The sequence below is a fragment of the Escherichia sp. WS1450 genome, assembly GCF_046487395.1.
GTDB classification, from domain to species: Bacteria; Pseudomonadota; Gammaproteobacteria; order Enterobacterales; family Enterobacteriaceae; genus Escherichia; species Escherichia coli.
The window spans coordinates 46,673-64,028 of sequence record NZ_JBJQJO010000026.1 but is presented as its reverse complement, the minus strand read 5'-3'; the positions used below and the strand labels follow the sequence as shown (position 1 = coordinate 64,028).

The window sequence follows — 17,356 nt, the reverse complement described above, 5'->3', positions numbered from 1 at the left end:
TTCTTCTCCTTGATATAATCCTAAAAAAATCTCATAAAATTAATATATGAGACAATCTTTATTCAGCAGAAGATTATTAAAGGTTGCTCTATTATTTAGCGATAAAAAAGCCTGCCAGATGGCAGGCTTTTTAATAATGGCGTTATTACTGTAACAGCGAAATATCCGCAACGCGCAGGAACAGTTCGCGCAGTTTCTCCAGCATGGTCAAACGGTTGATACGCAATTCTTTGTCATCAACCATGACCATCACTTTATCGAAGAAGGCATCAACCGGTTCACGCAGCTCTGCCAGTTCGACCAGCGCATCCTGGTAACGACCTTCCGCAAAGTACGGCTCCAGCTTGTCACGTAGCACCACAACCTGCATCGCCAGTTTAATTTCTTCCGGCTCTTTCAGAGTAGAGGCATTCACGCGGTCGCTCAGCACTTCGTCAGATTTCGCCAGAATGTTAGATACACGCTTGTTCGCCGCCGCCAGTGCTGCAGCTGCATCCAGGGTACGGAAGTGCGATACCGCTTTCATTCGGGCATCGAAATCAGCCGGACGAGTCGGACGACGCGCCAGTACCGCCTGGATGGTGTCAACAGTGTAACCTTCGTCCTGATACCAGGCGCGGAAGCGACCGAGCATAAAGTCGATAACATCATCAACCACGTTGGCATTTGTCAGCTTATCGCCATACAAACGCACCGCTTCTTCGGTCAGGGTTTGCAGGTCAAGATTGAGGTTCTTCTCAACGATAATACGCAGCACGCCAAGTGCGGCACGACGCAGCGCAAACGGGTCTTTGTCGCCTTTCGGATGCTGACCGATACCGAAGATACCCGCCAGAGTATCCATCTTGTCAGCAATCGCCAGCGCACAGGCTACCGGGTTAGACGGCAGGTCATCACCGGCAAAGCGCGGCTGATACTGCTCGTTCAGCGCCACTGCAACATCTTCCGCTTCGCCATCGTGACGCGCGTAGTGCATCCCCATAACGCCCTGGGTGTCGGTGAACTCGAAGACCATGTTGGTCATCAGGTCGCACTTGGACAGCAGGCCCGCACGGGTTGCGTGGTTAACGTCAGCGCCAATCTGTTCAGCAATCCAGCCAGCCAGCGCCTGGATGCGGTCAGTTTTGTCACGCAGTGTGCCAAGCTGTTGCTGGAACAGCACGGTTTGCAGACGCGGCAGATTATCTTCCAGACGTTTTTTACGGTCGGTGTTGAAGAAGAACTCGGCATCCGCCAGACGTGGACGAACGACTTTCTCGTTACCAGAGATAATTTGCTGCGGATCTTTCGATTCGATGTTGGCAACGAAGATAAAGTTCGGCAGCAGTTTGCCGTCGTTCGCATACACCGGGAAGTACTTCTGGTCACCTTTCATGGTGTAAACCAGCGCTTCAGACGGCACCGCGAGGAATTTCTCTTCGAATTTTGCGGTCAGCACAACCGGCCATTCCACCAGCGAAGCGACTTCTTCCAACAGGCTTTCGCTTAAGTCAGCGTTACCGCCAATCTTACGCGCCGCTTCTTCGGCATCGGCTTTAATCTTCGCCTTACGTTCTTCGTAATCGGCGATGACTTTCCCGCGCTCACGCAGAATTTCCGGGTATTGATCGGCATTGTCGATAGTGAATTCCGGCTCGCCCATAAAGCGGTGGCCGCGAATCACGCGATCGGACTGAATGCCCAGAATGGTAGCCGGAATAACTTTGTCGCCCAGCAGCAGGGTCACGGTGTGCACCGGACGCACGAAGTGCACGTCGCTTGCACCCCAGCGCATCAGTTTCGGGATCGGCAGTTTCGCCAGCGAAGTCGCAACCATATTCGGCAGCAGTGCTTCGGTGCTTTCGCCCTTCACGTGGGCGCGATACAGCAGCCATTCACCTTTATCGGTAGTCAGACGCTCAGCCTGGTCAACGGTAATACCGCAACCACGCGCCCAGCCTTCTGCCGCTTTGCTCGGTTTGCCTTCAGCGTCGAACGCCTGGGCAATCGCCGGGCCGCGTTTTTCGATTTCACGATCCGGTTGCGCTTCCGCCAGGTTAGCTACTTTCAGCGCCAGACGACGCGGAGCAGCAAACCATTGAACGGTGCCGTGTGCGAGGCCAGCGTTATCCAGCTCCGCAGTAAAGTTCGCAGCAAAGGACTCAGCCAGGCTGCGCAGTGCTTTTGGTGGCAGCTCTTCAGTGCCGATTTCCACCAGAAAAGTTTTCTCAGACATAGCCGCCTCTTACTTATCTTTGTTGCACATCGGGAAGCCGAGGGCTTCACGGGAAGCGTAGTATGCTTCTGCCACTGCTTTGGTCAGGGTGCGAATGCGCAGAATATAGCGCTGACGCTCGGTGACGGAGATGGCTTTACGCGCATCCAGCAGGTTGAAGCTGTGGGCGGCTTTCAGAATACGTTCGTAGGCTGGCAACGGCAGCGGATTTTCCAGCGCCAGCAGCTGCTGCGCTTCTTTCTCGTACTGCTCAAAGCAGGTGAACAGGAAGTCCACATCCGCGTATTCGAAGTTGTAAGTGGACTGCTCCACTTCGTTCTGATGGAACACGTCGCCGTAGGTGGTTTTACCCAGCGGGCCGTCGCTCCAGACCAGGTCGTAAACGCTGTCTACGCCCTGAATGTACATTGCCAGACGTTCCAGACCGTAGGTGATCTCGCCGGTAACCGGTTTACACTCCAGACCACCAACCTGCTGGAAGTAAGTGAACTGCGTCACTTCCATGCCGTTCAGCCACACTTCCCAGCCCAGCCCCCAGGCACCCAGCGTCGGGTTTTCCCAGTTATCTTCCACGAAACGGATGTCGTGGATGGTCGGGTCCATGCCCAGCTCTTTCAGAGAACCAAGGTACAGCTCCTGAATATTGTCCGGCGATGGCTTAATGACCACCTGGAACTGATAGTAGTGCTGTAAACGGTTGGGGTTTTCGCCGTAGCGACCATCGGTCGGGCGACGAGAAGGCTGGACATAAGCAGCCGCCATCGGTTCTGGCCCCAGCGCGCGCAGACAGGTCATTGGGTGAGAGGTTCCCGCGCCGACTTCCATGTCCAATGGTTGAACAATGGTGCAGCCCTGGCGAGCCCAGTAATCCTGTAAGGTCAGGATCAAGCCCTGGAAGGTCCTGGTATCAAACTTTTGCATATTATTTCGTGCTGGATACGTGTGGATTTAAAGGAAGGGATCAGTATACCCGCTGGATGGAAGATATACAGTACGAAACGGGAAAAAGCAGGGCTTAACGCATGGAAAGATGCAAAAAATGGCCATCTGCGTCAAAAGAACAGACAAACTGCTCTTTACGGAAGGTATAACCGCGCATTTCGTAGCTCCCCTGGAACTGTTCAAATGCGGTGACGTCGATTTTTTGCGCACCTGTATTATAGCGTTTTGCCGCCTGATCTTTGCATAGCCCTTCCATATTCAACGAACGCAGAGGATCAACCTTTACCCGTTGTGCTTTCTGCACGGGTGGCGGTGTAGAACAACCCACTAGCGCCATAAGCACCATAAGCGCCATTGCCGGAAAGAAAGAGTTCATCATCATTAAATTACCGTCTGGTTTGCAGGTGAGTCTTATTATTTATATCGGTATAGTAGCTGATATCTTACGAATTTCCTTAAGCCTCTATAAGCTGTAGTGATAAAACTCAGATTATTCCAGTGCGCCAACCGAATGATTTATCGGTCAGACTTTTTTTAACCAGATACAGAGACACAGATGCAGCCCAAAATTTACTGGATTGATAACCTGCGAGGGATAGCGTGTTTAATGGTGGTGATGATTCACACCACTACCTGGTATGTGACCAATGCTCATAGTGTTAGCCCCGTCACATGGGATATCGCCAATGTTCTGAATTCTGCCTCTCGTGTCAGCGTGCCGCTATTTTTCATGATTTCCGGCTATCTCTTTTTTGGCGAACGCAGCGCCCAGCCGCGCCATTTCTTGCGTATCGGCTTATGTCTGCTTTTTTATAGCGCAATCGCACTGCTCTACATTGCGCTGTTTACCTCCATCAATATGGAGTTAGCGCTGAAAAACCTGCTGCAAAAGCCAGTGTTTTACCACTTGTGGTTTTTCTTCGCGATTGCGGTGATTTATCTGGTTTCACCGCTGATTCAGGTGAAGAACGTCGGCGGAAAAATGTTGCTGGTGCTAATGGTGGTGATTGGCATTATCGCTAACCCAAACACAGTGCCGCAGAAAATTGACGGTTTTGAATGGCTGCCAATTAACTTATATATCAATGGCGATACTTTTTACTACATCCTGTATGGCATGTTGGGCCGCGCTATAGGGATGATGGACACACAGCATAAAGCACTGTCGTGGGTGTGCGCCGCACTGTTTGCGACGGGGGTTTTTATTATCTCTCGCGGGACATTATATGAATTGCAGTGGCGCGGAAATTTTGCCGATACCTGGTATCTTTACTGTGGGCCGATGGTTTTTATCTGCGCAACCACGCTATTGACTCTGGTTAAAAACACGCTTGATACGCGTACTGTTCGCGGACTTGGCTTAATCTCCCGCCATTCGTTGGGTATATACGGATTCCACGCCTTGATTATCCATGCACTGCGCACCCGGGGGATTGAGCTTAAAAACTGGCCAATACTCGATATTATTTGGATCTTTTGCGCGACGTTGGCAGCGAGTTTGTTACTTTCTATGCTGGTACAACGAATCGACAGAAACAGACTAGTGAGTTAAATAAAAGCCCGGTCACATTGGACTGACCGGGCTTATGTGAATTATTCGCTGTATTCTTCCTGGGTAATCAGTGTTTCTTTTGGTGGGTTTATTCCGGCATCACGAATATTCTTCTGCACCGCTACTGCACCAAACAAGCTTAAGAAGAAAGCCAGTCCATAAAAACCTTTCTCGCTGAGTAATAACGTCGCATTCCACAGACCTACCATCAGTAACGCAACAGAGATAATAAAGACAGTCAGGCAGGTCATATAATAAATGGAGGTGGTCGGTATGCCTTCATACTTGTCCCGAACGGTCTTTTGATAAGACGCCGCAGAAAACAGTCCTAATACCAGTACGGCAAAATAATATCCTTTTTCATTTAACTGCATCTCTGCATTCCATAGCCCTAACAGATAGGTAACGATACCACCAACGAGAGCTATCCATGACACAATACTGAATGCCGGAGAATAGGTTGATATTTTGTTGTCCATCACAGTATTCCTTTCATTCCTGAATGTGTAAGAGCTTTATGTTGCTCATGCCGGGCGAAACAAACGCATTTGACCAAACAAGCAGACAAAAAAGGCGATAGGGTAGATCACCATTTCATAAGCATTGATAGGTGCGTTTAAAACACCGATAAACAAGAGACCGATAGTGATTAACGCAACTAACTGGCAGATGTGGGTAAAAAAATCATCCAGTTGCCCGAGTTTTTCTACGCGAAGATATGCATAGTTGCCAAAAGTTGCCGTCATTAACACGCCAAGAAAATAGCCTTTTCCACTTAACAATGGGCATGAGATCCATAGCCCAAGCAGATAAACCAGCGCCCCGACAACAAATAATATTTTTGCCACAGTCTTTGAGGTTTTCATAACGATCTCCATATCTACCAGCGATACATTACGAGTAACCAACGAAAGACAAAACTGAAAAATGCCATTAACAAATGATTTCAGAATAAATTCATACTAAATATTAATTAATTACTGATATATATAGATGTGAATTATCCCCCACCCGGTCAGGCAGGGGATAACGTTTACGCCATTAATGGCAGAAGTTGCTGATAGAGGCGACGGAACGTTTCACGTCGTGGCTGATAAGCGGCATAACGCTGCGCATCTGGTAGATGCGACTGTTCTAACGGCAGTTGCGGCAACAACTCAATGAGCGATTTCTCTGGATTCGCCGCAATCTGCGCCAGCCTTGCTGCGCCCAGAGCTGGCCCCACATCCCCCCCCGTGCGGTAATCGAGTTGCTGACCGCTGATATCCGCCAGCATCTGACGCCAGTACTCACTACGCGCCCCGCCACCAATCAACGTAACACTTTGCGGTTTAATGCCGCAGCCATGCACGACATCCATGCCATCTGCCAGCGCATAACCCACGCCTTCCAGCACTGCTCGCGCCAATTCATTGGGGCCATGTTGATGAGTCAAACCAAAGAACCCCCCCTTCGCCTGGGGATTATTGTGTGGTGTACGCTCGCCGGAAAGATAAGGCAGAAACCAAACTGGCTCGGCACTTTCATCAGCCTGTTGAGCAGCCGCGATTAAAGCTGGGACATTGTTCAGGCCCGTTAATTTCGCAGCCCAATCCAGACACGACGCTGCACTCAGCATCACAGACATTAAATGCCAACGCTGCGGTAGCGCATGGCAAAAGCTGTGTACGGCGCTTTCTGGCTTGCTTAAGAACCCTTCGCTGACAGCAAAATAGACTCCCGACGTCCCCAGCGATAACATTGCCTGATTAGCATCAACCATTCCTACACCAACCGCACCAGCTGCATTATCACCACCGCCTGCGACAACTGGCACCGCCGCCATACCCCACGCTTTCGCAACTTCAGGTAGCAAAGCACCAGTAATTTCGCTGCCTTCGTATAATGCGGGCATCTGGTCACGAGATAAGTGGCAAGCCTGCAGCATGTCGTCACTCCAGTCACGCTTTGCGACATCCAGCCACATGGTGCCAGCTGCGTCAGACATATCGCTGGCAAACTCCCCCGTCATACGCAGACGCAAGTAATCTTTCGGTAACAATACTTTGTCGATTTGACGGAATATCTCCGGCTCATGCCGCTGAACCCATAGCAATTTAGGCGCAGTAAATCCGGGCATCATCAGGTTACCGGTAATCACCCGCGATTGCGGAACTCGCGCTTCCAGCAAAGCGCACTCTTGCGCACAGCGCCCGTCGTTCCACAAAATGGCAGGGCGTAATAACCGTTGCTGGGCATCCAGTAAGGTTGCACCGTGCATCTGGCCGGCAATACCCAATGCTTTAACGTCCTGCAGAGAATGCTGATCGCCCAGGGCTTTCATTGCGCGATCAGTTGCCTGCCACCACTGTTCCGGGTCTTGTTCCGACCAGAGTGGATGCGGGCGCGAAACGGTCAGCTTTTCCGTTTGCGAAGCAACCACCTCACCCTGCTCGTTGAGCAAAATAACTTTTACGCCCGAGGTGCCAAGATCTATCCCGATATACATATCGATCGTTCCTTAAAAAAATGCCCGGTATCGCTACCGATAACCGGGCCAACGGACTGCACAGTTAGCCGTTATTTGTCGAACAGATAATGATTTACCAGATTTTCCAGTTGCTCCTGGCGACCACTCTGATGCACCGGAGACAAATTGTGTTCCTGAGCATATTTGGCTAAATCTGCCAGTGACATTTGGCCTTTCAGGATTTGCTGGCCTAATTCGCTATTCCAGCCGGAATAACGCTGCGCGATGCGTTTATCCAGCTCGCCATCTTCAATCATGCGTGCTGCAATTTTCAGCGCCAACGCCATCGTATCCATCGCGCCGATATGACCGTAAAACAGATCATATTTATCAGTACTTTGACGACGTACTTTGGCATCGAAGTTCAGACCGCCGGTGGTGAAACCGCCTGCTTTGAGAATTTCATACATCACCAACGCATTCTCTTCCACACTGTTCGGGAACTGGTCGGTGTCCCAGCCCAGTTGTGCATCGCCACGGTTAGCGTCGACAGAACCGAACAGGCCAAGCGCAATGGCGGTGGCTATTTCATGATGGAAAGAGTGACCTGCCAGCGTCGCGTGGTTAGCTTCAATGTTCAGTTTAATCTCTTTTTCCAGACCAAACTGTTTCAGGAAGCCATACACCGTCGCAGCATCGTAATCATATTGATGTTTAGTCGGTTCTTGCGGTTTCGGTTCGATAAGCAACGTACCCTGGAAGCCGATTTTATGTTTATGCTCAACCACCATTTGCATAAAGCGGCCCAGCTGTTCACGCTCCTGACGCAAGTCGGTATTTAACAACGTTTCGTAACCTTCACGACCGCCCCACAGGACATAGTTTTCACCGCCCAATTTATGAGTTGCTTCCATCGCTGTAACAACTTGCGTTGCCGCCCAGCTGAAGACTTCTGGATCTGGGTTCGTCGCCGCACCCGCGCCGTAGCGAGGGTTTGTAAAGCAGTTAGCGGTTCCCCACAGCAGCTTCACGCCGCTCTCTTCTTGCTTGCCTGCCAGGACATCAACCATTTGCGCAAAATTATTGATGTACTCTTTTAACGACGCGCCCTCAGGGGAAACATCCACATCGTGGAAGCAATAAAATGGCACATGTAACTTGTGGAAAAACTCAAATGCGACATCTGCTTTACGCTTCGCCAACGCCAGTGCCTCACCAGGCTGCTGCCACGGACGATTAAACGCCCCCACACCAAACATGTCCGCCCCGTTCCAGCAGAAGGTGTGCCAGTAGCAGGCGGCAAAACGCAAGTGCTCTTCCATACGCTTGCCCAACACCAGTTCGTCGGGATTATAGTGATGGAATGCTAACGGGTTAGAGGATTTTGAGCCTTCATAACGAACGCGATCGAGCTGGTCAAAATAGGCTTGCATATTGAACTCCATAATCAGGTAATGCCGCGGGTGATGGATGATGTCGTAATATTGGGCACTCCCTTTCAGTTGCTCAATTATGTTATTTCACACTGCTATTGAGATAATTCACAAGTGTGCGCTCGCTCGCAAAATAAAATGGAATGATGAAACTGGGTAATTCCTCGAAGAGAAAAATGCAATAAGTACAATTGCGCAACAAAAGTAAGATCTCTGTCATAAATCAAGAAATAAACCAAAAATCGTAATCGAAAGATAAAAATCTGTAATTGTTTTCCCCTGTTTAGTTGCTAAAAATTGGTTACGTTTATCGCGGTGATTGTTACTTATTAAAGCTGTCCTCTACCTACAGAAGGCCCTACACCATGAAAATAAAGAACATTCTACTCACCCTTTGCACCTCACTTCTGCTTACCAACGTTGCGGCACACGCCAAAGAAGTCAAAATAGGTATGGCGATTGATGATCTCCGTCTTGAACGCTGGCAAAAAGATCGAGATATTTTTGTGAAAAAGGCAGAATCTCTCGGCGCGAAAGTATTTGTACAGTCTGCAAATGGCAATGAAGAAACACAAATGTCGCAGATTGAAAACATGATTAACCGGGGCGTCGATGTTCTTGTCATTATTCCGTATAACGGTCAGGTATTAAGTAACGTTGTAAAAGAAGCCAAACAAGAAGGTATTAAAGTATTAGCTTACGACCGTATGATTAACGATGCGGATATCGATTTTTATATTTCTTTCGATAACGAAAAAGTCGGTGAACTGCAGGCAAAAGCCCTGGTCGATATTGTTCCGCAAGGTAATTACTTCCTGATGGGCGGCTCGCCGGTAGATAACAACGCCAAGCTGTTCCGCGCCGGGCAAATGAAAGTGTTAAAACCTTACGTTGATTCCGGAAAAATTAAAGTCGTTGGTGACCAATGGGTTGATGGCTGGTTACCGGAAAACGCATTGAAAATTATGGAAAACGCGCTAACCGCCAATAATAACAAAATTGATGCTGTAGTTGCCTCAAACGATGCCACCGTAGGTGGGGCAATTCAGGCATTAAGTGCGCAAGGTTTATCAGGGAAAGTAGCAATTTCCGGCCAGGATGCGGATCTCGCAGGTATTAAACGTATTGCTGCCGGTACGCAAACTATGACGGTGTATAAACCTATTACATTGTTGGCAAATACTGCCGCAGAAATTGCCGTTGAGTTGGGCAATGGTCAGGAACCAAAAGCAGATACCACTCTGAATAATGGTCTGAAAGATGTTCCCTCCCGCCTGCTGACACCGATCGATGTGAATAAAAACAACATCAAAGAAACGGTAGTTAAAGACGGATTCCACAAAGAGAGCGAGCTGTAAGCGTTACGCCCCGGCGAGGAGCGGGGGCGTGATTTCTCTCCATGCCGCGTGAATGAATTGGCTTAGGTGGAGTCGTTATGCCTTATCTACTTGAAATGAAGAACATTACCAAAACCTTCGGCAGTGTGAAGGCGATTGATAACGTCAGCTTGCGGTTGAATGCTGGCGAAATCGTCTCACTCTGTGGGGAAAATGGGTCTGGTAAATCAACGCTGATGAAAGTGCTGTGTGGTATTTATCCCCATGGTTCCTACGAAGGCGAAATTATTTTTGCGGGAGAAGAGATTCAGGCGAGTCACATCCGCGATACCGAACGCAAAGGTATCGCCATTATTCACCAAGAATTGGCCCTGGTGAAAGAATTGACTGTGCTGGAAAATATCTTCCTGGGTAACGAAATAACCCACAATGGCATTATGGATTATGACCTGATGACACTACGCTGTCAGAAGCTGCTCGCACAGGTCAGTTTATCCATTTCACCCGATACCCGCGTTGGCGATTTAGGGCTTGGGCAACAACAACTGGTTGAAATTGCCAAGGCACTTAATAAACAGGTGCGTTTGTTAATTCTCGATGAACCGACAGCCTCATTAACTGAGCAGGAAACGTCGGTTTTACTGGATATTATTCGCGATCTACAACAGCACGGTATCGCCTGTATTTATATTTCGCACAAACTCAACGAAGTCAAAGCGATTTCCGATACGATTTGCGTTATTCGCGACGGTCAGCACATTGGTACGCGTGATGCTGCCGGAATGAGTGAAGACGATATTATCACCATGATGGTCGGGCGAGAGTTAACCGCGCTTTACCCTAATGAACCACATACCACCGGAGATGAAATATTACGTATTGAACATCTGACGGCATGGCATCCGGTTAATCGTCATATTAAACGAGTTAATGATGTCTCGTTTTCCCTGAAACGTGGCGAAATACTGGGTATTGCCGGACTCGTTGGTGCCGGACGTACCGAGACCATTCAGTGCCTGTTTGGCGTGTGGCCCGGACAATGGGAAGGAAAAATTTATATTGATGGCAAACAGGTAGATATTCGTAACTGTCAGCAAGCCATCGCCCAGGGGATTGCGATGGTCCCCGAAGACAGAAAGCGCGACGGCATCGTTCCGGTAATGGCGGTTGGTAAAAATATTACCCTCGCCGCACTCAATAAATTTACCGGCGGTATTAGCCAGCTTGATGACGCGGCAGAGCAAAAATGTATTCTGGAATCAATCCAGCAACTCAAAGTTAAAACGTCGTCCCCCGACCTTGCTATTGGACGTTTGAGCGGCGGTAATCAGCAAAAAGCGATCCTCGCTCGCTGCCTGTTACTCAACCCGCGCATTCTCATTCTTGATGAGCCTACCAGGGGTATCGATATTGGCGCGAAATACGAGATCTACAAATTAATTAACCAACTCGTCCAGCAGGGTATTGCCGTTATTGTCATCTCTTCCGAATTACCTGAAGTGCTCGGCCTTAGCGATCGTGTACTGGTGATGCATGAAGGGAAACTAAAAGCCAACCTGATAAATCATAACCTGACTCAGGAGCAGGTGATGGAAGCCGCATTGAGGAGCGAACATCATGTCGAAAAGCAATCCGTCTGAAGTGAAATTGGCCGTACCGACATCCGGTGGCTTTTCCGGGCTGAAGTCACTGAATTTGCAGGTCTTCGTGATGATTGCAGCTATCATCGCAATCATGCTGTTCTTTACCTGGACCACCGATGGTGCCTACTTAAGCGCCCGTAACGTCTCCAACCTGTTACGCCAGACAGCGATTACCGGCATCCTCGCAGTAGGAATGGTGTTCGTCATAATTTCTGCTGAAATCGACCTTTCCGTCGGCTCAATGATGGGGCTGTTAGGTGGCGTCGCGGCGATTTGTGACGTCTGGTTAGGCTGGCCTTTGCCACTGACCATCATTGTAACGCTGGTTCTGGGACTGCTTCTCGGTGCCTGGAACGGATGGTGGGTAGCGTACCGCAAAGTCCCTTCATTTATTGTCACCCTCGCGGGCATGTTGGCATTTCGCGGCATACTCATTGGCATCACCAACGGCACGACTGTATCTCCCACCAGCGCCGCGATGTCACAAATTGGGCAAAGCTATCTACCCGCCAGCACCGGCTTCATCATTGGCGCGCTTGGCTTAATGGCTTTTGTTGGCTGGCAATGGCGCGGAAGAATGCGCCGTCAGGCTTTGGGTTTGCAGTCTCCGGCCTCTACCGCAGTTGTCGGTCGCCAGTCATTAACGGCGATTATCGTCTTAGGCGCAATCTGGCTGTTGAACGATTACCGTGGCGTTCCCACTCCCGTTCTGCTGCTGACGTTGCTGTTACTCGGCGGAATGTTTATGGCAACGCGGACGGCATTTGGACGACGCATTTATGCCATCGGCGGCAATCTGGAAGCAGCACGTCTCTCCGGGATTAACGTTGAACGCACCAAACTTGCCGTATTCGCTATTAACGGATTAATGGTCGCTATCGCCGGATTAATCCTCAGTTCTCGACTTGGCGCTGGTTCACCTTCTGCGGGAAATATCGCCGAACTGGACGCAATTGCAGCATGCGTGATTGGCGGCACCAGTCTGGCAGGCGGCGTCGGGAGCGTGGCTGGAGCGGTAATGGGGGCATTCATCATGGCTTCACTGGATAACGGTATGAGTATGATGGATGTACCGACCTTCTGGCAGTATATCGTTAAAGGTGCGATTCTGTTGCTGGCAGTATGGATGGACTCCGCAACCAAACGCCGTTCTTGATTTTGATAAAAATTTTCTCAAAGCCGGTAACGTATTACCGGTTTTGAGTTTTTGCATGATTCAGCAGGAAAAGAACCATGTTTACTAAACGTCACCGCATCACATTACTGTTCAATGCCAATAAAGCCTATGACCGGCAGGTAGTAGAAGGCGTAGGGGAATATTTACAGGCGTCACAATCGGAATGGGATATTTTCATTGAAGAAGATTTCCGCGCCCGCATTGATAAAATCAAGGACTGGTTGGGAGATGGCGTCATTGCCGACTTCGACGACAAACAGATCGAGCAAGCTCTGGCTGATGTCCACGTCCCTATTGTTGGGGTTGGCGGCTCGTATCACCTTGCAGAAAGTTACCCACCCGTTCATTACATTGCCACCGATAACTATGCGCTGGTTGAAAGCGCATTTTTGCATTTAAAAGAGAAAGGCGTTAACCGCTTTGCTTTTTATGGTCTTCCGGAATCAAGCGGCAAACGTTGGGCCACTGAACGCGAATATGCATTTCGTCAGCTTGTCGCCGAAGAAAAGTATCGCGGAGTGGTTTATCAGGGGTTAGAAACCGCGCCAGAGAACTGGCAACACGCGCAAAATCGGCTGGCAGACTGGCTACAAACGCTGCCACCGCAAACCGGGATTATTGCCGTTACTGACGCCCGGGCGCGGCATATTCTGCAAGTATGTGAACATCTACACATTCCCGTACCGGAAAAATTATGCGTGATTGGCATCGATAACGAAGAACTGACCCGCTATCTGTCGCGTGTCGCCCTTTCTTCGGTCGCTCAGGGCGCACGGCAAATGGGCTATCAGGCGGCAAAACTGTTGCATCGATTATTAGATAAAGAAGAAATGCCGCTACAGCGGATTTTGGTCCCACCAGTTCGCGTCATTGAACGGCGCTCAACAGATTACCGCTCGCTGACCGATCCCGCCGTTATTCAGGCCATGCATTACATTCGTAATCACGCCTGTAAAGGGATTAAAGTGGATCAGGTACTGGATGCGGTGGGCATATCACGCTCCAATCTTGAGAAGCGTTTTAAAGAAGAGGTGGGTGAAACCATCCATGCCATGATTCATGCCGAGAAGCTGGAGAAAGCGCGCAGTCTGCTGATTTCAACCACCTTGTCGATCAATGAGATATCGCAAATGTGCGGTTATCCATCGCTGCAATATTTCTACTCTGTTTTTAAAAAAGCATATGACACGACGCCAAAAGAGTATCGCGATGTAAATAGCGAGGTCATGTTGTAGCGATGATGAGAATTGTCGGCGTCACATCAGGTAACCCAGCACAACCACCTGATACGAGCAAAAGCCTTATCCGACTGACAAGTCGGATAAGGCTCGAGGAAATGCAATTACATATGTGCCGCGATTAACCGTTGGTTATCCTGGTACATTGCGAACAGGTAGTTGTTATAACTCTTCCCTTTGGTCGAGTAGCCCTTCAGCTTGTGAATCATCGCTGTGGCAGTCACTTCCTGATCCGCTTTACGCAGCTGCGCACGCGATTTACGGAACGAAGAGTAAGCCGGATGCGTATTCAGGTTAGTGACATAGGCGCTCACCGATTCTTTGACAGAACTAAACTGTGAGTACCCCTTCACTTTACCCGGCGCATTAGTACAACGTCCTTTCATGCATTTCATGCCGAACAGATTGTTGTTGTTGCGCGCCAGCTTCGACGTTCCCCAACCGCTTTCTGCTGCAGCCATCGTCGCTACCATACTGGTGGGGATAATGTCTACGCGTTCAAGCAAGGTATTCCACGGGATTTTTCGCGTATTACCAGACCACTTCACCTTGTAGCGTTTGGCGATGTCTTTCAGACGCGCACGCTCAGCAGGTGACCATTGGCCCTGATACTGTTTTGAAATCAGCCAGTTACGTTCCGCAGTAATGGCCGCATTTTGGCTGGTAATGTAAGGCATTACAGTCCGGAGAAACGCCTTTTTCCTTGGTGTTCCGGAAGGGTATTTTCGCAAATCAGGAAGTGAACTACTCTTTGCACTATTGCGAGAATACTCTTGTTTACTGCTTACCTGTTTATTACTAGCTTTAGTTAAGTGGGACTTTTGACTCGCTGTTGTTGTGTGCGTCTTCGCTAACACCTCACTCGAAAACACCAGAGTGAGTAACATAAGAATCATCGCCCCATATCGTCGTATGGGAGTCAAAATCATCAGGTCTCCTGGTCGGATTTAATCATTCCAACACCTTATATTTTTTACAAATTTGAGAGTTGAATCTCAAATCATATCAAAAATAGCTGTCAAGAGCACCCCAAGGAATAGTCCAAATCTGAAACTATGTCACGAGTTAACGATTCAGATTGGCGCTAAATCGCAGAAAATGTGGGGTTTATCGCAAAATTCAGCCGTTTTTTGCGCGCGATCGCTCACCCTTGCTTCTCATCCTGTGGACTTAACGCTCAGGGATGAGTTTTGTCTGGCTTATCGCTGGCAAACTGTCTGAAATCGCAGCAATAAGGACTCATCCGCCATGAAACTCGCCGCCTGTTTTCTGACACTCCTTCCTGGCTTCGCCGTTGCCGCCAGCTGGACTTCTCCGGGGTTTCCCGCCTTTAGCGAACAGGGGACGGGAACATTTGTCAGCCACGCACAGTTGCCCAAAGGTACGCGTCCACTAACGCTAAATTTTGACCAACAGTGCTGGCAGCCTGCGGATGCGATAAAACTCAATCAGATGCTTTCCCTGCAACCTTGTAGCAACACGCCACCTCAATGGCGATTGTTCAGGGACGGCGAATATACGCTGCAACTAGACACCCGCTCCGGTACACCAACATTGATGATATCCATCCAGAACGCCGTCGAACCGGTAGCAAGCCTGGTCCGTGAATGCCCGAAATGGGATGGATTACCGCTCACACTGGATGTCAGCGCCACTTTTCCGGAGGGAGCCGCAGTCCGGGATTATTACAGCCAGCAAATTGCGATAGTGAAGAACGGTCAAATAACGTTACAACCCGCTGCCACCAGCAACGGTTTACTCCTGCTGGAACGGGCAGAAACTGACACATCCGCCCCTTTCGACTGGCATAACGCCACGGTTTACTTTGTGCTGACAGATCGTTTCGAAAACGGCGATCCCAGTAATGACCAGAGTTACGGACGTCATAAAGACGGTATGGCAGAAATTGGCACTTTTCACGGCGGCGATTTACGCGGCCTGACCAACAAATTGGATTACCTCCAGCAGCTGGGCGTCAATGCTTTATGGATAAGTGCCCCATTTGAGCAAATTCACGGCTGGGTCGGCGGCGGTACAAAAGGCGATTTCCCGCATTATGCCTACCACGGTTATTACACACAGGACTGGACGAATCTTGATGCCAATATGGGCAGTGAAGCCGATCTACGGACACTGGTTGATAGCGCGCATCAGCGCGGTATTCGTATTCTCTTTGATGTCGTGATGAACCACACCGGCTATGCCACACTGGCGGATATGCAGGAGTATCAGTTTGGCGCGTTATATCTTTCTGGTGACGAAGTGAAAAAAACGTTGGGTGAACGCTGGAGCGACTGGAAACCTGCCGCCGGGCAAACCTGGCATAGCTTTAACGATTACATTAATTTCAGCGACAAAACAGGCTGGGATAAATGGTGGGGAAAAAACTGGATCAGAACCGATATCGGCGATTACGACAATCCTGGATTCGACGATCTCACTATGTCGCTGGCCTTTTTGCCGGATATCAAAACCGAATCAACGACCGCTTCTGGTCTGCCGGTGTTCTATAAAAACAAAACGGATACCCACGCTAAAGTCATCGACGGCTTTACCCCTCGCGATTACTTAACCCACTGGTTAAGTCAGTGGGTCCGCGACTATGGGATTGATGGTTTTCGGGTCGACACCGTCAAACATGTTGAGTTGCCCGCCTGGCAGCAACTGAAAACCGAAGCCAGCGCCGCGCTTCGCGAATGGAAAAAAGCTAACCCCGACAAAGCATTAGATGACAAACCTTTCTGGATGACCGGTGAAGCCTGGGGCCACGGCGTGATGCAAAGTGACTACTATCGCCACGGCTTCGATGCGATGATCAATTTCGATTATCAGGAGCAGGCGGCTAAAGCAGTCGATTGTCTGGCGCAGATGGATACGACCTGGCAGCAAATGGCGGAGAAATTGCAGGATTTCAACGTGTTGAGCTACCTCTCGTCGCATGATACCCGCCTGTTCCGTGAAGGGGGCGACAAAGCAGCAGAGTTATTATTATTAGCGCCAGGCGCGGTACAAATCTTTTATGGTGATGAATCCTCGCGTCCGTTCGGCCCCACCGGTTCGGATCCGCTGCAAGGTACACGTTCGGATATGAACTGGCAGGATGTTAGCGGTAAATCTGCCGCCAGCGTCGCGCACTGGCAGAAAATCAGCCAGTTCCGCGCCCGCCATCCCGCAATTGGCGCGGGCAAACAAACGACACTTTCGCTGAAGCAGGGCTACGGCTTTGTTCGTGAGCATGGCGACGATAAAGTGCTGGTCATCTGGGCTGGGCAACAGTGACTTTTCCGGCTTCCCGTTCGTCAGTACCTCGGGAAGCCGCCAACCAGGATAAAATGTCAGCCCTAATCAGCGTTGCAGGATAAAGCACCGC

General features: G+C 49.7%; 14 protein-coding genes. 6 read left to right on the top strand and 8 right to left on the bottom strand.

Annotated features, from left to right (window positions below; translation table 11 throughout):
- Nucleotides 1–145: 145 nt before the first annotated feature.
- From glyS to ACJHYR_RS22805, 3 genes are all read right to left on the bottom strand, one after another.
- Nucleotides 146–2,215, bottom strand: a complete 2,070-nt coding sequence (gene glyS / locus ACJHYR_RS22815; RefSeq protein WP_001291786.1) for a glycine--tRNA ligase subunit beta — start codon at nucleotides 2,213–2,215, stop codon at nucleotides 146–148.
- Nucleotides 2,216–2,224: 9 nt separating this feature from the next.
- A complete protein-coding gene (gene glyQ, locus ACJHYR_RS22810; RefSeq protein ID WP_001168544.1) occupies nucleotides 2,225–3,136 on the bottom strand; it encodes a glycine--tRNA ligase subunit alpha in 912 nt (303 codons plus the stop codon).
- A gap of 94 nt (nucleotides 3,137–3,230) precedes the next feature.
- A complete protein-coding gene (locus ACJHYR_RS22805; RefSeq protein WP_000980158.1) occupies nucleotides 3,231–3,539 on the bottom strand; it encodes a YsaB family lipoprotein in 309 nt (102 codons plus the stop codon).
- Nucleotides 3,540–3,713: 174 nt separating this feature from the next.
- Between ACJHYR_RS22805 and wecH the strand changes: the two genes are divergently transcribed.
- Nucleotides 3,714–4,709, top strand: coding sequence for an O-acetyltransferase WecH (wecH, locus tag ACJHYR_RS22800; RefSeq protein ID WP_001182662.1), 996 nt, complete (start codon nucleotides 3,714–3,716; stop codon nucleotides 4,707–4,709).
- Nucleotides 4,710–4,750: 41 nt separating this feature from the next.
- Here wecH and yiaA read toward each other — a convergent pair whose 3' ends face one another.
- The 4 genes from yiaA to xylA all read right to left on the bottom strand — a co-directional run bounded on the left by yiaA (nucleotide 4,751) and on the right by xylA (nucleotide 8,591).
- Nucleotides 4,751–5,188 (bottom strand): inner membrane protein YiaA, encoded by a 438-nt coding sequence (yiaA, locus tag ACJHYR_RS22795; protein ID WP_001306604.1) that lies wholly within the window; start codon nucleotides 5,186–5,188, stop codon nucleotides 4,751–4,753.
- A 45-nt stretch (nucleotides 5,189–5,233) separates the two neighbouring features.
- On the bottom strand, nucleotides 5,234–5,575 hold the full coding sequence (yiaB, locus tag ACJHYR_RS22790) for an inner membrane protein YiaB (protein ID WP_059327899.1): 342 nt from the start codon (nucleotides 5,573–5,575) through the stop codon (nucleotides 5,234–5,236).
- Between the two features lie 167 nt (nucleotides 5,576–5,742).
- Complete coding sequence (gene xylB / locus ACJHYR_RS22785; protein WP_000275358.1) at nucleotides 5,743–7,197, bottom strand: xylulokinase; 1,455 nt, start codon at nucleotides 7,195–7,197, stop codon at nucleotides 5,743–5,745.
- Nucleotides 7,198–7,268: 71 nt separating this feature from the next.
- Nucleotides 7,269–8,591, bottom strand: coding sequence for a xylose isomerase (xylA, locus tag ACJHYR_RS22780; protein ID WP_001149573.1), 1,323 nt, complete (start codon nucleotides 8,589–8,591; stop codon nucleotides 7,269–7,271).
- Between the two features lie 365 nt (nucleotides 8,592–8,956).
- Here xylA and xylF point away from each other — a divergent pair, with 365 nt between their 5' ends.
- The 4 genes from xylF (at nucleotide 8,957) to xylR (ending at nucleotide 13,983) form a co-directional block, all read left to right on the top strand.
- Nucleotides 8,957–9,949, top strand: a complete 993-nt coding sequence (gene xylF, locus ACJHYR_RS22775; protein ID WP_001586414.1) for a D-xylose ABC transporter substrate-binding protein — start codon at nucleotides 8,957–8,959, stop codon at nucleotides 9,947–9,949.
- Between the two features lie 77 nt (nucleotides 9,950–10,026).
- Entirely contained in the window at nucleotides 10,027–11,568 is a 1,542-nt protein-coding gene (gene xylG, locus ACJHYR_RS22770) for a D-xylose ABC transporter ATP-binding protein (protein WP_001146509.1), read from the top strand.
- A complete protein-coding gene (gene xylH / locus ACJHYR_RS22765) occupies nucleotides 11,546–12,727 on the top strand; it encodes a xylose ABC transporter permease XylH (protein ID WP_000045986.1) in 1,182 nt (393 codons plus the stop codon). Before xylG ends, xylH begins: the two co-directional genes overlap by 23 nt.
- A gap of 77 nt (nucleotides 12,728–12,804) precedes the next feature.
- Nucleotides 12,805–13,983, top strand: a complete 1,179-nt coding sequence (gene xylR, locus ACJHYR_RS22760) for a D-xylose utilization transcriptional activator XylR (RefSeq protein ID WP_000494490.1) — start codon at nucleotides 12,805–12,807, stop codon at nucleotides 13,981–13,983.
- Between the two features lie 107 nt (nucleotides 13,984–14,090).
- On the opposite strand, the gene ACJHYR_RS22755 is transcribed toward xylR, so the two are convergent.
- The gene (locus tag ACJHYR_RS22755; RefSeq protein ID WP_001297957.1) at nucleotides 14,091–14,915 is read right to left on the bottom strand and encodes a protein bax; all 825 of its coding nucleotides are present in this window, start codon (nucleotides 14,913–14,915) and stop codon (nucleotides 14,091–14,093) included.
- Nucleotides 14,916–15,234: 319 nt separating this feature from the next.
- Between ACJHYR_RS22755 and malS the strand changes: the two genes are divergently transcribed.
- Entirely contained in the window at nucleotides 15,235–17,265 is a 2,031-nt protein-coding gene (gene malS / locus ACJHYR_RS22750) for an alpha-amylase (protein WP_000761246.1), read from the top strand.
- Nucleotides 17,266–17,356: the final 91 nt, after the last annotated feature.

What these genes read in the sequence shown, in the direction of transcription:
- glyS (WP_001291786.1), bottom strand. Translation starts at nt 2,215, where the DNA reads ATGTCTGAGAAAACTTTTCTGGTGGAAATCGGCACTGAAGAGCTGCCA.
- glyQ (WP_001168544.1), bottom strand. Translation starts at nt 3,136, where the DNA reads ATGCAAAAGTTTGATACCAGGACCTTCCAGGGCTTGATCCTGACCTTA.
- ACJHYR_RS22805 (WP_000980158.1), bottom strand. Translation starts at nt 3,539, where the DNA reads ATGATGATGAACTCTTTCTTTCCGGCAATGGCGCTTATGGTGCTTATG.
- wecH (WP_001182662.1), top strand. Translation starts at nt 3,714, where the DNA reads ATGCAGCCCAAAATTTACTGGATTGATAACCTGCGAGGGATAGCGTGT.
- yiaA (WP_001306604.1), bottom strand. Translation starts at nt 5,188, where the DNA reads ATGGACAACAAAATATCAACCTATTCTCCGGCATTCAGTATTGTGTCA.
- yiaB (WP_059327899.1), bottom strand. Translation starts at nt 5,575, where the DNA reads ATGAAAACCTCAAAGACTGTGGCAAAAATATTATTTGTTGTCGGGGCG.
- xylB (WP_000275358.1), bottom strand. Translation starts at nt 7,197, where the DNA reads ATGTATATCGGGATAGATCTTGGCACCTCGGGCGTAAAAGTTATTTTG.
- xylA (WP_001149573.1), bottom strand. Translation starts at nt 8,591, where the DNA reads ATGCAAGCCTATTTTGACCAGCTCGATCGCGTTCGTTATGAAGGCTCA.
- xylF (WP_001586414.1), top strand. Translation starts at nt 8,957, where the DNA reads ATGAAAATAAAGAACATTCTACTCACCCTTTGCACCTCACTTCTGCTT.
- xylG (WP_001146509.1), top strand. Translation starts at nt 10,027, where the DNA reads ATGCCTTATCTACTTGAAATGAAGAACATTACCAAAACCTTCGGCAGT.
- xylH (WP_000045986.1), top strand. Translation starts at nt 11,546, where the DNA reads ATGTCGAAAAGCAATCCGTCTGAAGTGAAATTGGCCGTACCGACATCC.
- xylR (WP_000494490.1), top strand. Translation starts at nt 12,805, where the DNA reads ATGTTTACTAAACGTCACCGCATCACATTACTGTTCAATGCCAATAAA.
- ACJHYR_RS22755 (WP_001297957.1), bottom strand. Translation starts at nt 14,915, where the DNA reads ATGATTTTGACTCCCATACGACGATATGGGGCGATGATTCTTATGTTA.
- malS (WP_000761246.1), top strand. Translation starts at nt 15,235, where the DNA reads ATGAAACTCGCCGCCTGTTTTCTGACACTCCTTCCTGGCTTCGCCGTT.